The sequence below is a fragment of the Photorhabdus akhurstii genome, from assembly GCF_018448925.1.
In the GTDB taxonomy this organism is placed as follows: domain Bacteria; phylum Pseudomonadota; class Gammaproteobacteria; order Enterobacterales; family Enterobacteriaceae; genus Photorhabdus; species Photorhabdus akhurstii.
Map to the genome: position 1 here is coordinate 125686 of NZ_RCWE01000001.1, position 16469 is coordinate 142154.

Sequence of the window (16469 nt, forward strand, 5' to 3'; positions counted from 1 at the left end):
TTGTTCTTATTCAGGATGATGGCTATACAGAGGACTTTTACGTTTGCTCGGTGAAGCTGAAACAGGCCAGACTGGAACAACAATCTCCGGAGCATGAAACGATGTTGATGACTATTGCAGAACAGCTTGAACAAAAAGGGCGCGAGCAGGGTCGAACAGAAGGCCGAGCTGAAGGTAGAAAGGAAGGTCGAGCTGAGGGCCGAGTTGAGGGTCGAGTTGAGGGCCGAATTGAGGGCCGAGTTGAAGGCCGAGTTGAAGGCCGAGTTAAAGGTAGGGAGGAAGGTAAACTGGAAACGGCTTGTGCCTTATTACGGCATGGCGTGAGTTTGGACATTATTGTCACCAGTACTGGGCTGAGCCGGGATAAAATTGAAGCGTTAAAGCATTAAATTAATCTTCTCTTTCACAACAAAATGCCGATATTCAAGATCGGCATTTTTGTTCTTATTCAGGATGATGGCTATATAAGGGACTTTTACGTTTGTCCAGCGAAGCTAAAACCAGATTCGTTCTGTTTCGTCAAAATCTCAATTTGTTGTAAGGTATCAAAATTTACAAATTCTGATACCGGAGAATTTGTCACATAATGCAATGATTAAAAACCATTGATATTATGAAGGTGTTATTGCAACTTTAAAATGTCACTTCTGGAATGAAAGAGCGGGGGTGATTAGCTTTATCTTCTGAGGCGACCTTTTGCTGTTTTAATGAGTCGGATGATGAGCTATTAATAATTTCAATTTGGTGATGAGTGAATGATTTGACTTCATTCTGAAATTTCATTCTTAAAATATTATCTTTAATAGATTTTGATGAAGATAATGCTGATTCATTTACTGACCTAGCTGCAAGACTGCCCATTGTTGAATAATATTCACTGTTTCTATTGCGATCTCTGCTTAATATGAAGTCCATTTTTAATAAACCTTTTTATCCCAAATACTATATCCACTTGTGCGCACAGTTTGATCCTGGCAAGCTAGGGTTTGATATTTAAGATGGTTTTTCCTTCTGTTTTTAAACGTCATTTCAGAGATGGAAATTAAATAATTTAGTTAATACACAACCTTATGACCATAACTTTCCAGAATGTTTTTTACACTATCCATTGTCTCTTTTACAGGTGGTTTCACTCCTTCTAATTGATATTCCTCGCCCATAGTAATCCATTTATGTTTACCGAGTTCGTGATAAGGCAGAAGTTCGATTTTTTCAATATTTTTCATATCTTGGGTAAATTCCCCTAGCCTATGAACGGATTCATTATCATCGGACCAATCTGGAACCACAACGTAGCGGATCCAGGTTTTCTGGTTACGTTTAGCCAAATAGCGGGCAAACTCCAAGGTGCGATGATTTGAAACGCCGACTAATTTCTGATGGATCTCATCATTAAGTTGCTTCAAATCGAGCATCACGAGATCGGTTGCATCCATCAATTCATCAATAACCGGACCATAGCGGCGGACAAATCCATTAGTATCAAGACAAGTATGAATACCTTCGGCATGACAGGCTCGGAACCAATCACGTACAAATTCAGCTTGAAGAACTGCTTCGCCCCCTGATGCAGTAACACCTCCACCGGAAGCGTTCATAAAGTGACGATAGGTTGTCGCTTCTTTTATCAACTCTTCAACAGTCACGTCTTTGCCGCCGTGGGTATCCCATGTGTCGCGGTTATGGCAATAGAGGCAGCGCATCAGGCAGCCCTGAAAGAAAACAATAAACCGGATACCGGGGCCATCAACGGTGCCACAGGATTCGAAAGAGTGGATACGACCAAGTACCGACATAACAGGTTTGCTCCAAAACTGGCAGGATAAACGAATAGAAATAGAGGCCCCAGAATTCAGGGCCTTTGTTAACAAATTATTACATAGATTGGGTGAAAGTACGGGTAATCACATCCTGTTGTTGCTCTTTAGTCAGTGAGTTGAAACGTACGGCATAACCCGATACCCGGATGGTGAGTTGAGGATATTTTTCAGGATCTTCCATCGCATCGAGCAGCATGTCACGGTTCATCACATTGACGTTCAGATGCTGACCACCTTCAATTTCAGCTTCATGGTGGAAATAACCATCCAGCAAACCTGCCAGGTTAGTTTTACGTGTTTCATCATCTTTGCCCAACGCGTTCGGTACGATAGAGAAGGTGTAAGATATTCCGTCTTTCGCATAGGCGAAGGGCAGTTTGGCCACAGAGGTTAAAGAGGCGACGGCGCCTTTTTGATCGCGACCATGCATTGGATTGGCACCGGGTCCAAATGGCGCGCCGGCACGACGCCCGTCAGGGGTGTTGCCGGTTTTTTTACCATATACTACGTTAGAAGTGATGGTCAGAACGGATTGCGTAGGTACTGCGTTGCGATAAGTATTCAGTTTCTGGATTTTTTTCATGAAACGTTCAACCAGATCACAGGCGATATCATCGACACGTGAGTCGTTGTTGCCAAATTGTGGATATTCACCTTCAATCTTGAAGTCAACCGCCAAACCATTTTCATCGCGGATTGGTGTCACTTTGGCATATTTGATGGCAGACAACGAGTCAGCGGCGACAGACAGACCGGCAATGCCACAGGCCATAGTACGGTAAACATCACGGTCGTGCAGCGCCATCAGTGCAGATTCATAGCTATATTTATCATGCATATAGTGAATGATGTTTAATGCGGTAACATACTGTTTTGCCAGCCAATCCATAAAGTGGTCCATGCGGGCCATCACTTTATCGTAATCCAGCACCGCATCTTTCATAGGTTCTTCTTTCGGGCCAACCTGCATTTTCAGTTTTTCATCCACACCGCCGTTAATAGCGTACAGCATAGTTTTTGCCAGATTCGCGCGGGCGCCGAAGAATTGCATCTGCTTACCCACAATCATCGGGCTGACGCAACAAGCGATAGCGTAATCATCGTTGTTGAAGTCGGGGCGCATCAGATCATCGTTCTCATATTGTAAAGATGAGGTATCGATAGACACTTTTGCCGCGAATTTTTTGAAATTTATCGGCAGTTTTTCGGACCACAGGATGGTCATGTTAGGTTCTGGTGATGGGCCCATCGTGTATAGGGTATTCAGAAAACGGAAGCTGTTTTTAGTCACCAGTGTGCGGCCATCCAACCCCATACCCGCCAGCGATTCTGTTGCCCAAATTGGGTCGCCGGAAAACAGTTCGTCATATTCAGGGGTACGCAGGAAACGCACCATACGCAGTTTCATCACCAGATGGTCGATCAATTCCTGTGCTTCAACTTCTGTCAACTTACCTGCTTGCAGGTCACGTTCGATGTAGATATCCAGGAAGCTGGAAACACGACCGAAAGACATCGCGGCGCCATTTTGAGATTTAACCGCCGCCAGATAAGCGAAATAGGTCCACTGTATCGCTTCCTTAGCGTCAGTGGCGGGGCCAGAAATATCATAGCCATATTTAGCCGCCATCTCTTTAATCTGACCCAGAGCACGGTGTTGTTCAGCGATCTCTTCACGCAATTGAATAGTCATTGCTAGATCTTCACCGTTTTCCAGTTTTTCCTGCAATGAATTGAACTGAGCTAATTTATCATCACGTAAGAAATCGATGCCGTATACCGCAACGCGACGGTAATCGCCAATAATGCGACCGCGGCCATAGGCATCAGGTAGACCGGTCAGAACCCCGGATTTTCGGCATTTCAGAATATCTGGCGTGTAAACATCGAAAACCCCCTGATTATGCGTTTTGCGGTATTCAGTGAAAATCTGTTTCAATTTAGGATCGAGTTCACGACCATAAACTTTGCATGAGCCTTCCACCATTTTGATGCCGCCAAATGGGATCAGCGCACGTTTTAATGGGGCTTCCGTTTGCAGGCCAACAATAGTTTCCAGATCTTTTTCGATGTAACCTGCATCGTGGGAGGTAATAGTAGCAGCAACATCAGTATCAAAATCAACCGGTGCGTGAGTGCGGTTTTCGATTTTGATACCTTCCATGACTTTTTCCCATAAGGTATCGGTCGCCTTTGTCGAACCTGCCAGGAAAGATTCATCACCCTCGTATGGCGTATAGTTTCTTTGAATGAAGTCACGAATGTTGACTTCATTCTGCCAATCCCCCTGATTAAAACCTTGCCATGCGACAGAGAATTTTTTATTTAATTCAGTCATGATACTTCTACCTTTATAATAATCGAACTTTTGAGAAACTAAATAAGGGAGCGAATTAATGTTTTTGCCCATTACGCAGATAAATTGACCAGTAAGTTAAACCCACCAAAACGGCACCACCGATAATGTTACCAATAGTGACCGGAATTAAATTATCAGTAATAAAGTGTGAAGTGGTGAGTTGAGAAAATTGTTCAGGTGTCGCCCCTATATTAATCCAGAACTCAGTTGGTGAGAAATGCTTAATAATAATACCAAGCGGGATTAAAAACATATTCGCAATACTGTGCTCAAAGCCGCTGGCAACAAACATGCTTATTGGCAAGATCATGGCAAATATTTTATCCATTAAACTACGTCCGGCATAACTCATCCAAACCGCGAGACAAACCATTAAATTGGCGAGAATACCTAGAAATAGCGCTTCAATAAAAGAGTGATGCATTTTATGGTTTGCTGTTTGCAAGACATTTAAGCCCCATAATCCGTCGGCAATACGATATTGACCGGCAAACCAGATAATGGCGACGAAAAATAACGCGCCAATCAAATTACCGAGATAAACGTCAATCCAGTTTTTAATCATTTGATGCCAGGTTATACGCCCGGTCGCTTTGGAAATAATCGTTAGCACAGTGGAAGTAAATAAATCTGCGCCACACACGACAACTAACATTAATCCAAGGGAGAAGCAGATACCGCCAACTAATTTAGCTAATCCATAAGGGACAGATGCGGTTCCTGTAGTCGCGGTAATATAAAAGACAAATGCAATGGAAATAAAAACCCCGGCAGTTATTGCTGACAGATAAGTAATGGCGACAGGTTTAGTGGTTTTATAAACACCAATGTCATTGGCGATTTGCGTCATTACCGCAGGTGGTAATAGGTTAAAGGGGTTGTCAGCTTTCATACCAACATTCTCTTTATCATTAATAAGTTACGGTACGTAACGATAGTAACAAAGGCTTGAAGAAGGAAAATTGATATAGATCATAATCCCCTGACAGTAGACTCTGTTTTGGGGAATGAAAATGGTTGAAATTCCAATTAATTGATTGATTTTAATGTAATAAAAAAATTTTAAAAATTATGATATTTTTTTATTTAACCTATTGGTAGGGCATTTGATAAGTAAAATTACAGGCTAAATTGTTGTTTATTTGTTGTTGAAAATAAATTTAATTTAACCTGAATTTTACTTTTAATTATGAATTGTCTTTTCTACAGTTTTATTTTGCGTTCCAGAAATCGCGTTTTGCTTTTTGCAGTTTCTCATAAGCGGCTAATAAAGCCTGATGAGCGGGCAGTGATTTTAAATCTGAATCAACTGACCACAGGCCATAAAAACAGTGTTCACCAGAAATAGCTGCTGATGCTGCTTCGACAGCATCTTGCCCGTACATTTTTACGAATGCTTGATAATATAGTGTCGGCTCTTTATCCTCTTCCAGAGCAAGTAAAAGCAGTGTTTGCAAACAGCGATAATAATTAGCGCGTTCGGAGGTAAAGACTGAGGCGTTAAAATCTTGAGTCCACTCTACCCAAATTAAAGCCTGTTCCAAATCACCGCCAGCCAGTGCCAACATGGATTTCAATTCACCGACACGTAAATTGCTCCAGCCATTATCTTTACCCACCGCAATACCAAGCAATTCACGGACACGGGTAAAATCATCCAAACCTTCTTCATCTAATTGATCAATTAGTGCCAGATATTCTTCGGCTTGCCATTGGTTATCCGGTAATGCTAATAAAGTTTCCCGTAGATGGGTTCCCATCGTATTATTAGCAAGATGTAAATCTTCCACAGGATAAATATCAGACATCCCCGGAACCAGAATACGGCAGGCATAAACACCGAGGTGCTCGTAGTCAGCAATATAAACTTCGGCATCCAATTGTTTGAAGATTGCCATCAAAGTGGCGAACTCTTCTTCTGTCGTGCCGCTGAAATTCCAGTCAGTAAACGCGTAATCAGCATCTTGTTTAAACAAATCCCAACTGATTAAACCGCTTGAATCAATAAAGTGAGTCTCCAGATTGGTATGTTCTGCCACTTCTTCATTATCGAAAGTGGGCGCATTGAACACATCCAGATCTTTCAAACTGCGACCCTGTAATAATTCGGTCACAGTACGTTCCAGTGCCACACCAAATTCAGGATGTGCTCCAAAAGAGGCGAAACAGGTTCCGTTATTAGGATTAAACAGCACTACACAAATAACCGGGAATTGCCCACCGAGGGAGGCGTCATAACAATAGAGTGGGAAACCTTCATCCTGTAATTTGTTAACCGCGGCAACAACACCAGGATAACGATTCATCACTTCTTGGGGAATTTCTGGCAGGCTGATGCCTTCGGCGATAATACGATTCTTCACATAACGTTCAAAAACTTCAGATAGTCCCTGAACTCTGGCTTCATTCATAGTATTACCGGCTGACATACCATTGGAAACATAAAGATTGCCAATAATATTCATCGGAATATAGACGGTATGATGATCAGATTGACGAGTAAACGGTAGTGAGCAGATACCACGCTCTTCATTATCTGATTGCAAATCAACTAACTGACTGGCGCATAAGTCATTCTCAGGATCATAAAATTTACGTAACCGGTCATCCAGAATGCCTTCTGGTAAAGAATCATCGTCCGGTAAAGCAAACCATTTTTCATTGGGATAATGGACAAAATCACCGCTAGCGATAGCTTCTCCTAAATAGAAGTCAGCAAAAAAATAGTTGGTTGACAGGCGTTCAAAATACTCCCCTAAAGCAGAAGCTAAAGCGGCTTTCTTGCTGGCGCCTTTGCCATTGGTAAAACAGAGAGGACAATCGCGGTCGCGGATATGAACTGACCAGACATTGGGAACCGGATTCAGCCATGAAGCTTCTTCAATATTAAAACCAAGGCGTTGCAGTTTTTGCTGAAAACGGTTGATTGAGTCTTCCAGTGCGGCGTCTTTGCCGGGAATAAAGGTTTGCGTCATGGTATTCACTTATGAGTGCTCGTTATGGGGCGCTCATCATACGAGTTTTTTTTCAGTAGCTAAAGTCTGGTATGTATCACAGATTTATTGTTATCATCATCCATAATCTAACAGGATATTTTTTATTAAGGAAGAAGCATGAAAAAGATGAAACACACAGCTTTAGCCAGTTTATTGGTATTAATTAGTGGTTCTGCTATTGCTTTACCAAATATTACACTTTTGGCGACGGGGGGGACTATTGCGGGTGGCGGGAAGTCTGCAATCCAATCCAATTATGTTGCTGGAAGGGTTGCTATTGATGAATTAGTCAATGCTGTTCCTGAGATCAAAAATATCGCCAACCTAAAAGGTGAGCAGGTAGTTAGTATTGGTTCGCAGGATATGAATGATCAGGTGTGGTTGACGCTAGCGAAAAGAATCAACGCTGATTGTGACAAAACCGATGGTTTTGTTATCACCCACGGTACTGACACGATGGAAGAAACCGCTTACTTCCTCGATCTCACTACCCACTGCCAGAAGCCGATAGTCATGGTTGGCGCGATGCGCCCATCTACGGCGCTTGGTGCCGATGGCCCGTTAAATCTGTATAACGCTGTGGTGGTTGCCGGTGATCAAGCATCAGCCAAGCGTGGTGTATTAATGGCAATGAATGATGCGGTTATCAGTGGGCGCACTGTGGTGAAAATGAGCACCACCGAAGTTCAGGCATTCCAGCCAATTAATGCCGGTGCTGAGGGCTTTGTTCATAATGGCAAAGTCAATTATTATGCTGACGCTAAACCGAGAGCCAATCAGGCTATTTTTGATGTCAGTAAACTCGATAAATTGCCGAAAGTAGGCATTGTTTATAACTACGCCAATGCGTCTGATCTGCCGGCGAAAGCTCTGCTGAAAGATGGCTACCAAGGCATTGTCAGCGCCGGTGTAGGCAACGGTAATATGTACAAGGCGATTTTTGATACTTTGGCCCAAGCGGCTAAAGATGGGGTTGTGGTCGTCAGATCAAGCCGTGTACCGGTCGGATATGTTACTCAGGATGCGGAAGTGGATGATAGTAAGTACGGCTTTGTCGCTTCTGAACGTCTGAATCCGCAAAAGGCCAAAGTACTTTTACAATTGGCGCTGACTGAAACGCATGATCCGGTGAAAATTCACGAGATGTTTGTGAAATATTGATTCGTGATTCAGAGATAACAAATAGGGCGCGTGGGTGACGGAGTTCCGCGCTCTATAGCGAGGGAATGTGCTGATTAAAACTAGCAGTTGAAAGTAGTATTCTGCTCAAAAAGTAGCTAAGATATTATTTGTACGGAAATTTGCCGGATAATTTTAGTCGAGGTCAATTATGGCTACTTCCACCGCGCGTTTTGAGGCGCGTATGAATCCTGAGCTACATGCCCTGATTAAACGGGCTGCTGAAATTCAAGGACGTACTATGACTGATTTTGTTGTGTCTGCTGCACAGGATGCGGCGCAACGCGCAATTGAGCAGTCAGAAGTATTCCGTTTGTCTCTGGCCGATCAGCAATGTTTTGCGCAGGCATTGCTGAATCCACCGGAACCTACTCCAGCGCTTGAACGTGCATTCGCACGGCGCCGCTCTTTGTTACGATCAGAATGAGTTCCACGATGTTTGATGTTATGCAACTCAACGAAGAACACGATCGTGATTCGTTCTACAGTGGTTCAGAATTTCTAGATGGTTACTTTCAGAGACAGGTTGGTCAGGATGTTAGGCGCCGCGTAGCAGCTTGTTTTGTTGCGCTTCATGATCACCGGGTAGCGGGATATTATACTCTGGCTGCTGCCGGTATCCAGTTGACCAACCTCCCTACGGCTACTATTAAGAAATTGCCACGATACCCAACAGTACCGGCAGTACGGATGGGGAGGTTGGCCGTTGATCAGACATTTAGAAGTCAGGGACTCGGTGGAGCATTGCTAGCTGATGCTATTGAGAGGACCATTCGTGCCGAAATTGCGTCTTATGCGCTGCTTGTTGATGCAAAAGATGATAATGCAGTGCGATTTTACCGACATCATGGATTTATTGCTTTACCCGATTCGCCATTCACATTATTCCTTCCTCTCATAGCTGTAGATAAAAAAGGTAAAAAATAAGTGGTTCACTTGTAATAGCGCTGAATGAACAAGTTTATTGGCTATTTTTGCGATAGTTTTGTTCAACGTTTGAATAACCATTGCAGCAATGAAATGGGAATGGTACAACCGATATATCAGATTATTTATTGCTATCAATCATTGTTATTTCGTCAGAATAAGGTGAGGTAAATGAATCAGGTATATAATTTCAGTTCAGGTCCCGCTATGTTACCGATTGAAGTATTGCGTAGAGCTGAACAGGAGCTATGCAACTGGAATGGTATTGGGACTTCAATTATGGAGATCAGTCACCGCGGTAAGGAGTTTATCGCGGTAGCAAAGGAGGCTGAAAATGATTTGCGAGATCTATTATCAGTGCCTGAAAACTATAAAGTATTGTTCTGTCATGGCGGCGCCCGCGGTCAATTTGCCGCTATTCCGATGAACTTGCTGGGTGATAATGTTAAAGCCGATTATATTGATGGCGGTTATTGGGCTGCATGTGCAGCTAAAGAAGCCCAAAAATATTGTGCGCCGAATGTGATTAATATCAAAACCGAAATTAATGGCTTGAAAAGCGTTAAACCAATGCGTGAATGGTCATTGAGCGATGATGCGGCTTATGTTCATTATTGCCCGAATGAAACTATTGATGGTATCGCCATTCATGAACAACCAGATTTTGATGATAATAAAGTGATTATTGCCGACTACTCTTCTTCTATTCTTTCCGGGCCGTTGGATGTTAGCCGTTACGGTATGATTTATGCGGGAGCGCAGAAGAATATTGGTCCTGCGGGCCTCACATTGGTTATTGTGCGTGAAGATTTATTAGGCAAAGCCCGCAAAGAAACCCCGTCTATTTTTGACTATGCTGTTTTGGCGGAGAATGACTCCATGTTCAACACACCGCCGACGTTTGCCTGGTATCTCTCTGGCTTGGTCTTCAAATGGCTGAAAGAGCAAGGCGGTGTACAAGAGATGGCGAAACGTAATCAGGCTAAGGCTGAACTGCTTTATAGCGCGATTGATAACAGTGATTTTTATCGCAACCAGGTTGCTCCTGAAAATCGTTCCCTGATGAATGTGCCGTTCCAGATGGCTGATGCTTCACTGGATAGCCAATTTCTGGCAGAGGCTGATGCACAAGGGTTGCAGGCACTGAAAGGACATCGGATTGCCGGCGGTATGCGTGCTTCTATTTATAATGCGATGCCGATAGAAGGGGTTCAGGCTTTAGTTGATTTTATGGCTGATTTTGAGCGTCGTAACGGCTAATTTGCCAACCATTACCGGGAACAACGGTTCCCGGTCTATTCAAGGTAAAAAAATATTTCCTCGAACGTAAAAATGACTCATTTATAATTAATGTAATCGAGAATCGGAGAGCCTGTTATTTATGCAATCCCTGATGCTACAACCTATTTCCTCCATTAGTGGAACTATTAACCTGCCAGGGTCAAAAAGTGTTTCTAACCGTGCGCTATTACTGGCGGCTTTTGCCAAAGGTACTACCTGCTTAACTAACTTGTTGGACAGTGATGATATTCGCCATATGCTCAATGCCTTGGCTGCATTGGGGGTCAGTTATCGTTTATCTGATGATCGTACCCGTTGTGAAGTTGACGGTATTGGTGGGTTAATTACCCATAAAGGGCCGGTAGAACTGTTTCTGGGTAACGCCGGCACGGCAATGCGTCCTCTAACCGCCGCGTTGTGCCTGGGCAAAAATGACGTTGTTCTTACTGGTGAACCCCGAATGAAAGAGCGCCCGATTGGTCACCTGGTGGATGCTTTGCGTCAAGGTGGGGCGGAAATTGATTATCTGGAGCAGGAAAATTATCCACCGCTACACATCAAAAGCGGCTTTATCGGCGGCAAAGTAATGGTAGATGGCCGTGTTTCCAGCCAATTTCTGACCGCATTGCTGATGGCTGCGCCATTGGCAGAAAATGATTCTGAGATTCATATTCAGGGAGAATTGGTTTCCAAACCTTATATTGATATCACTCTGGCGTTGATGAAAAGTTTTGGTATTAGCGTAAATCACGATCAATATCAGATTTTCCATATTAAAGGCCAACAGCAATACGTTTCTCCGGGTTGCTATTTGGTTGAAGGTGATGCCTCTTCTGCTTCCTATTTTCTGGCGGCCGCAGCAATTAAAGGCGGCACTATACGGGTGACCGGAATTGGTAAACATAGCCTGCAAGGGGATACCAAATTTGCCAATGTGCTGGAAAAAATGGGGGCGAAAATTCGTTGGGGTGATGATTTTGTTGAATGTGAACGTGGCACCCTTACTGGCATTGATATGGATATGAATGAGATCCCTGACGCGGCTATGACCATTGCAACCACGGCGTTGTTTGCGGCAGGGGAGACCGTCATTCGCAATATATACAACTGGCGGGTAAAAGAGACGGATCGGCTCCATGCGATGGCGACTGAATTGCGTAAAGTCGGCGCAGAGGTGGAAGAGGGGGTTGATTACATTCGCATCACACCGCCATCAAGATTATTACCGGCTGAAATTGGCACCTATAATGATCACCGAATGGCGATGTGTTTCTCGTTGGTGGCACTGTCCGATACACCAGTTACCATTCTCGATCCAGGTTGTACAGCAAAGACTTTTCCCAACTATTTCGATCAATTGGAGAGATTAAGCCAGCGAAAGTCATAATTATCGATTATTATGATTCAATAAAGCGTATTTCTTTGAGCAAAATCTATCTACATGGCATGCGCTTATTTCGTTCACTCTTTGAGTGCATATAATAAACGGCAGATATTGATTATTTTATTGAGTAAATATTCAGCATCTGGTGAAGTGTTAACTTGCCATGCTAAAGGAGAACAATAATGGTGGCGATAGCCCCAGTAATAACTGTTGATGGGCCAAGCGGCGCAGGTAAAGGAACGCTATGCCAGGCATTGGCAGAGGCTTTAGGCTGGCAACTGCTTGATTCAGGAGCTATTTATCGAGTGTTGGCACTGGCCGCGATTCATCATCAGGTGGATATCCAGTCTGAAGATGCGCTAGTTCCTCTGGCTGCTAATCTTGATGTACGTTTTGTCCCTGGCAAAGGGAAGCTCAGTGTGATGCTTGAAGGCGAGGATGTTAGTAATGAGATCCGAACTGAAACGGTCGGTAATACTGCTTCGCAAGCGGCTGCTTTCCCTCGGGTTCGTGAAGCCTTGTTGCGGCGTCAGCGTGCTTTTCGGGTTGCGCCGGGCTTGATTGCCGATGGCCGTGATATGGGAACCGTGGTGTTTTCTGATGCCCCGGTGAAAATATTCCTTGATGCCAGCGCAGAAGAACGCGCGCGCAGACGTATGCTACAGTTGCAGGAAAAAGGCTTTAGTGTTAACTTTGAATGTCTTTTGTCCGAGATACAGGAGCGTGATTACCGCGACCGTAACCGGGCAGTTGCACCATTAGCGTCGGCTGAAGACGCATTAATATTGGATTCAACCAGTATGTCTATCGAGGAAGTTATCGACCAGGCGCTAAATTATGCGAAAAAAATTCTTTCAATTACCTGAACGATTTTAAGTTTTTAGCTTATAATTGGTGACGATGTACTAAAAATTGGGTACGCGGGTAGAGAATTTTTCCGCAAACTAAACAACCCTGTTACAGGAATCGTAGCGGGGCATGTAAAACAACCCCATTCGGCGGGAAGCTAAATGGACGTTAAATTAAAATCTTGAAGATCATTAACATGACAGAATCTTTTGCTCAACTCTTTGAAGAATCCCTGCAATCTATTGAAACTCGTCCAGGTGCTATCGTTCGCGGCATCGTTGTTGCTATTGATAAAGACGTTGTATTAGTTGATGCAGGTCTGAAATCAGAATCCGCTATTCCTGTAGAACAGTTTAAAAATGTTCAGGGTGAGCTGGAAATCCAGGTTGGTGATGAAATTGATGTTGCTCTAGACGCTGTTGAAGATGGTTTCGGTGAAACTGTTCTGTCTCGTGAGAAAGCAAAACGCCATGAAGCGTGGCTGATGCTGGAAAAAGCTTACGAAGATGCAGAAACTGTTACCGGCATCATCAACGGCAAAGTAAAAGGCGGTTTTACTGTTGAACTGAACGGTATCCGTGCATTCCTGCCTGGTTCTCTGGTTGATGTTCGTCCAGTTCGTGATACAACTCACCTGGAAGGTAAAGAGCTTGAGTTTAAAGTCATCAAACTGGATCAGAAACGCAACAATGTCGTGGTTTCTCGTCGTGCTGTTATCGAATCTGAAAACAGTGCGGAACGTGACCAATTGCTGGAAAACCTGCAAGAAGGTATGGAAGTTAAAGGTATCGTTAAGAACCTCACTGACTACGGCGCATTTGTTGATTTGGGCGGCGTTGATGGCTTGCTGCACATTACTGATATGGCTTGGAAACGCGTTAAGCATCCAAGTGAAATCGTCAATGTGGGCGACGAAATCGCAGTTAAGGTACTGAAATTTGACCGCGAGCGTACCCGCGTATCTCTGGGCCTGAAACAACTGGGCGAAGATCCTTGGGTAGCAATCGCTAAGCGTTATCCAGAAGGCACTAAACTGACTGGTCGCGTAACTAACCTGACTGATTACGGCTGCTTCGTAGAAATCGAAGAAGGCGTTGAAGGTCTGGTACACGTTTCAGAAATGGATTGGACCAACAAAAACATCCACCCATCCAAAGTGGTTAACGTTGGTGACGTTGTGGAAGTTATGGTTCTGGATATCGACGAAGAACGTCGTCGTATCTCCTTGGGTCTGAAACAGTGTAAAGCTAACCCGTGGCAGCTGTTTGCTGAAACTCACAACAAAAATGACCGTGTTGAAGGTAAAATCAAGTCTATTACTGACTTCGGTATCTTCATTGGTCTGGATGGCGGCATTGATGGCCTGGTTCACCTGTCTGACATCTCTTGGAACGTTGCTGGAGAAGAAGCAGTTCGTGAATACAAAAAAGGCGATGAAATCGCGGCTGTTGTTTTGCAAGTAGATGCAGAACGTGAGCGTATCTCTCTGGGCATTAAACAACTGGCAGAAGATCCATTCAATAACTACCTGTCTGTGAACAAGAAAGGCGCTATTGTTAATGGTAAAGTTACCGCGGTTGATGCTAAAGGTGCGACAGTAGAACTAGCTGACGGCGTTGAAGGTTACCTGCGTGCATCAGAAGCTTCTCGTGACCGTGTTGAAGATGCAACACTGGTTCTGAACGTGGGTGATGCAGTTGAAGCTAAATATACTGGCGTTGATCGCAAAAACCGCGTTATCAACCTGTCTGTTCGCGCAAAAGACGAAGCTGACGAAAAAGACGCTATCGCTTCTGTGAACAAACAAGAAGACGCAAACTTTGCAAACAATGCAATGGCTGAAGCTTTCAAAGCAGCGAAAGGCGAATAATTCAAGTGAATAACGGTGGATAACACGTAAGTGTTATCCAAGTGCGGTAGTTTAGGGAGGTACTCATGACCAAGTCTGAATTAATTGAAAGACTTGCTGGCCAGCAATCTCATATTTCGGCCAAAACCGTTGAAGATGCAGTGAAAGAAATACTCGACCATATGGCAATAACATTGGCAGATGGCGAACGTATAGAGGTGCGCGGATTCGGCAGTTTTTCTCTTCACTACCGTGCTCCGCGCGTAGGTCGTAACCCTAAAACCGGTGATAAAGTGGAGCTGGAAGGTAAATACGTTCCCCATTTTAAACCTGGCAAAGAGTTGCGTGATCGCGTGAATATCTACGATTAAGTTTGAAGATAACAAGTTATTGCTTATTCTAAACGGTGTTTCGATGCTGTTTTAGATTCATAACAAAGTGCTGGCCTTTTGGTCAGCACTTTTTTGATCTAATCAAGGCTCATATAAAAAGAGCTAACTTTTATACTGAGAAAACCTTCCCCATAATCCTGTCAATTTGACGTTGTGTCCCCTGTCCCCTGTCCCCTGTCCCCGGTCCTGTGTCCTCAGAAATCACTTGCATGCGAAACCAAGACTGAACCGGTAAATAACTTTGGTAGGATGGCGATATATCAGGTTCCGTTATCTCCTGCTCCGGTAACGGTATCAAAACCTGAACAGTCTCCGCAGGATAACAAACATCCACCCAAACCGGATAAATCGCAGGATAAAAAATTACCGTGGTATAAACGGTGGCTTAGCGGCAGCAAAGATAAAGCGGAAGCTGCTGCTATCGCTGTGGCTGCAACTACTCGTGGCGCTATAGCAGATAGTGAAGCGTTGGTAATGCGTTACATCGGTGGCGGCATTACCAGCGCCGGGCGCTGGCTGGCGGTACCAAATCCGTTGACAGTCGGATTAATGGGGCTGTTTTATTCATCCAGATTAAATGAAGGCGAAGAAGATTACTTAAACCAGCATCATCTTAGTGAAATTGCAGAACAGTTTGGTAAAGCGCCGACCCGTATTCGTTTTCGCTGGATAAGAGATGAAAGAAGCGGCAGGATAACGGTTCAGGGGTATCATGTCAGTCCGGAAAGTGGCTTGGATAAAGTGCCGGTTCGTATGATGAAACTGAATCAGGCCACCGGTAATTACGAGTTCTGGGAACAGGGAGAAAATCGGCCAACGATTCTATGGACACCAAGCGAACAGGAATTCAAGGTTCCACCGCATACCGGGAATGAGGAACAGCCGTTTATTCCGTCGCAGATAACGGTATTACCGATTCCAGATAAGGTGGGTAGCGATATTGAATCGTTGCCCATACCGGAAGAGAAGGATTTCCGCGATTATATTCTGGTATTTCCAGCCAATTTAGGTATTAAACCGATCTATGTGATGTTTAATACCCCTCGAAATCAACCGGGAGTGGTCACTGGTTGAGGGTAACTGGTTAAGTCTTGCAGGACAAGATATGGGCGCACCGATTCCCAGTCAGATAGCGGATAAGTTGCGAGGAAGGACATTTAATAACTTCGATGATTTCAGAAGGGCGTTTTGGAAAGAGGTTGGTAATGATCCTGAGTTGTCTAAACAATTTAAAAGAACCAATCAAGAAGATATGAAAAACAGTTTGTCTCCTTATTCACCTAAGTTAGAGCAAGTAGGTAGTAGACAAAAATATGAAATACATCATGTTCAGTTTATTAAAGATGATGGCTCTGTTTATGGACTCGATAATCTGCGAGTAATAACTCCGAAGCGACATATTGAAATTCATTCTAATAAAGAGGAAAAATAGG

General features: G+C 43.9%; 13 protein-coding genes and 2 pseudogenes. 10 read left to right on the top strand and 5 right to left on the bottom strand.

Annotated features, from left to right (window positions below; genetic code table 11):
- Positions 1 to 68: 68 nt before the first annotated feature.
- Positions 69 to 389 (top strand): annotated as a pseudogene (locus EAE93_RS00555) (ISNCY family transposase); the annotation flags it as partial.
- A 244-nt stretch (positions 390 to 633) separates the two neighbouring features.
- On the opposite strand, the gene EAE93_RS00560 reads toward EAE93_RS00555, so the two are convergent.
- The 5 genes from EAE93_RS00560 to ycaO all read right to left on the bottom strand — a co-directional run bounded on the left by EAE93_RS00560 (position 634) and on the right by ycaO (position 7154).
- Entirely contained in the window at positions 634 to 915 is a 282-nt protein-coding gene (locus EAE93_RS00560; RefSeq protein ID WP_214038843.1) for a hypothetical protein, read from the bottom strand.
- Between the two features lie 140 nt (positions 916 to 1055).
- The gene (gene pflA, locus EAE93_RS00565) at positions 1056 to 1796 is read right to left on the bottom strand and encodes a pyruvate formate lyase 1-activating protein (RefSeq protein ID WP_040149173.1); all 741 of its coding nucleotides are present in this window, start codon (positions 1794 to 1796) and stop codon (positions 1056 to 1058) included.
- A 79-nt stretch (positions 1797 to 1875) separates the two neighbouring features.
- Positions 1876 to 4158: a formate C-acetyltransferase gene (gene pflB / locus EAE93_RS00570; protein WP_214038844.1), complete on the bottom strand. Its 2283-nt coding sequence runs from the start codon at positions 4156 to 4158 to the stop codon at positions 1876 to 1878.
- A gap of 55 nt (positions 4159 to 4213) precedes the next feature.
- Positions 4214 to 5071 (bottom strand): formate transporter FocA, encoded by an 858-nt coding sequence (gene focA / locus EAE93_RS00575; RefSeq protein ID WP_214038845.1) that lies wholly within the window; start codon positions 5069 to 5071, stop codon positions 4214 to 4216.
- 319 nt (positions 5072 to 5390) lie between these two features.
- On the bottom strand, positions 5391 to 7154 hold the full coding sequence (ycaO, locus tag EAE93_RS00580) for a 30S ribosomal protein S12 methylthiotransferase accessory factor YcaO (protein ID WP_040149170.1): 1764 nt from the start codon (positions 7152 to 7154) through the stop codon (positions 5391 to 5393).
- Positions 7155 to 7292: 138 nt separating this feature from the next.
- On the opposite strand from ycaO, the gene ansB reads away from it, so the two are divergent.
- From ansB to EAE93_RS25250, 9 genes and pseudogenes are all read left to right on the top strand, one after another.
- Complete coding sequence (gene ansB, locus EAE93_RS00585) at positions 7293 to 8336, top strand: L-asparaginase 2 (protein WP_214038846.1); 1044 nt, start codon at positions 7293 to 7295, stop codon at positions 8334 to 8336.
- Positions 8337 to 8505: 169 nt separating this feature from the next.
- Positions 8506 to 8781 (top strand): type II toxin-antitoxin system TacA family antitoxin, encoded by a 276-nt coding sequence (locus EAE93_RS00590; protein WP_036781182.1) that lies wholly within the window; start codon positions 8506 to 8508, stop codon positions 8779 to 8781.
- Between the two features lie 8 nt (positions 8782 to 8789).
- Positions 8790 to 9281, top strand: coding sequence for a GNAT family N-acetyltransferase (locus tag EAE93_RS00595; protein ID WP_200883250.1), 492 nt, complete (start codon positions 8790 to 8792; stop codon positions 9279 to 9281).
- 171 nt (positions 9282 to 9452) lie between these two features.
- Positions 9453 to 10541 carry a 3-phosphoserine/phosphohydroxythreonine transaminase gene (serC, locus tag EAE93_RS00600; protein WP_214038847.1) on the top strand — a complete coding sequence of 363 codons (1089 nt, stop codon included), beginning with the start codon at positions 9453 to 9455 and terminating at the stop codon, positions 10539 to 10541.
- Positions 10542 to 10662: 121 nt separating this feature from the next.
- The gene (gene aroA, locus EAE93_RS00605) at positions 10663 to 11949 is read left to right on the top strand and encodes a 3-phosphoshikimate 1-carboxyvinyltransferase (protein ID WP_214038848.1); all 1287 of its coding nucleotides are present in this window, start codon (positions 10663 to 10665) and stop codon (positions 11947 to 11949) included.
- Between the two features lie 179 nt (positions 11950 to 12128).
- Entirely contained in the window at positions 12129 to 12812 is a 684-nt protein-coding gene (gene cmk, locus EAE93_RS00610; protein ID WP_214038849.1) for a (d)CMP kinase, read from the top strand.
- A 179-nt stretch (positions 12813 to 12991) separates the two neighbouring features.
- The gene (gene rpsA / locus EAE93_RS00615) at positions 12992 to 14665 is read left to right on the top strand and encodes a 30S ribosomal protein S1 (RefSeq protein WP_036781169.1); all 1674 of its coding nucleotides are present in this window, start codon (positions 12992 to 12994) and stop codon (positions 14663 to 14665) included.
- Positions 14666 to 14730: 65 nt separating this feature from the next.
- Complete coding sequence (ihfB, locus tag EAE93_RS00620; RefSeq protein WP_011145915.1) at positions 14731 to 15015, top strand: integration host factor subunit beta; 285 nt, start codon at positions 14731 to 14733, stop codon at positions 15013 to 15015.
- A 237-nt stretch (positions 15016 to 15252) separates the two neighbouring features.
- Positions 15253 to 16468, top strand: a pseudogene (locus EAE93_RS25250) (S-type pyocin domain-containing protein); the annotation flags it as partial.
- Between the last annotated feature and the right edge of the window lies 1 nt (position 16469).